Genomic DNA, 1246 nt, shown 5'->3' with positions numbered 1-1246 from the left:
CAAATTGTCTGATGTTCAGAAAGCTTTTATCAATACTTATAGTATTTTTATAAAACTCTGCAGGGTTTGCTGGGATGATTTTTGTGTTTTGATAGGCTTTTCGGTTCGGCTGGATCTAGGTAAAGCCGGCAGGGTTTACCACGGATTCGTTATATGCATAAATTGCAGGCATAAAAAAAGATGTACAGTTTTCACTGACGTCTTTTAGAAATATGCCTTATGAAATTGGCTCCCCCGAGCTGGGCTTGATCTAGGTAAAGCCGGCAGGGTTTACCACGGATTCGTTGTATGCATAAATTGCAGGCATAAAAAAGACGTACAGTTTTCACTGACGTCTTTTAAGAATCTGTCTTATGAAATTGGCTTCCCGAGCTGGGCTTGATCTAGGTAAAGCCGGTAGGGTTTACCACGGATTCGTTGTATGCATAAATTGCAGGAATAAAAAAAGACGTACAGCTTTCACTGACGTCTTTTAAGAATATGTCTTATGAAATTGGCTCCCCGAGCTGGGCTTGAACCAGCGACCCACGGATTAACAGTCCGTTGCTCTACCAACTGAGCTATCGGGGAACTTCATAAGAGGCGCGTATAGTAATGATCTAACGCGCCTTGGTCAAGCGTTTATCCAAGAACTTTTTTGATTCTTGAAACAGCATCTTGAAGGACTTCCATGCTCGTCGCGAAGCTGAGTCTCATGCACCCTGGCGAACCAAACGCAGAGCCTGGCACTAATGCGACACCAGCTTCTGAAAGGAGTAATTCGGCTAGTCCGATATCTGAGTTTGCAGAACTCTGTTCAATTGCATTGCTGAAGTCAGGGAATACATAAAACGTTCCGTCACCGGCAAGGCAATTGACGCCATTGATGTCATTCAGCGCTTCGACAAGGTAGTCATGGCGCTTTTTGAATTCAACGACCATTGCATCTACGCACTCTTGATCACCAGTTAGTGCAGCGGTAGCGGCAGCTTGTGAGATAGATGCTGGATTTGAGGTGCTTTGCGATTGAATCTTCTTCATTGCTGCAATGACTTTTTGAGGTCCTGCTGCGTAACCAATACGCCAGCCAGTCATGCTGTAAGCTTTTGATACCCCATTAAGTACAAACGTACGATCATAAAGCTCTGGGCAGACCGTTAGGATGTTATGGAAGCCTTCTTTGTTCCATAAGATGTGTTCGTACATATCGTCGGTCGCAACCATTACGTGCGGATTCGCTAACAACACTTCCGCAATATCTTTAAGC

1 protein-coding gene and 1 tRNA gene are annotated in these 1246 nt (G+C 44.4%); both read right to left on the bottom strand.

Features of this window, described 5'->3' with window-relative positions; all coding sequences use genetic code 11:
• Nucleotides 1-494: 494 nt before the first annotated feature.
• Nucleotides 495-570: transfer RNA gene (locus A3738_RS08540), tRNA-Asn, on the bottom strand.
• Nucleotides 571-621: 51 nt separating this feature from the next.
• A partial coding sequence (locus A3738_RS08535) for an aminotransferase class I/II-fold pyridoxal phosphate-dependent enzyme (protein WP_156504107.1) occupies nucleotides 622-1246 on the bottom strand: 625 nt, incomplete at its 5' end.

The organism is Oleiphilus sp. HI0066 (assembly GCF_001635725.1).
This window is presented reverse-complemented; position numbering and strand designations above follow the sequence as displayed.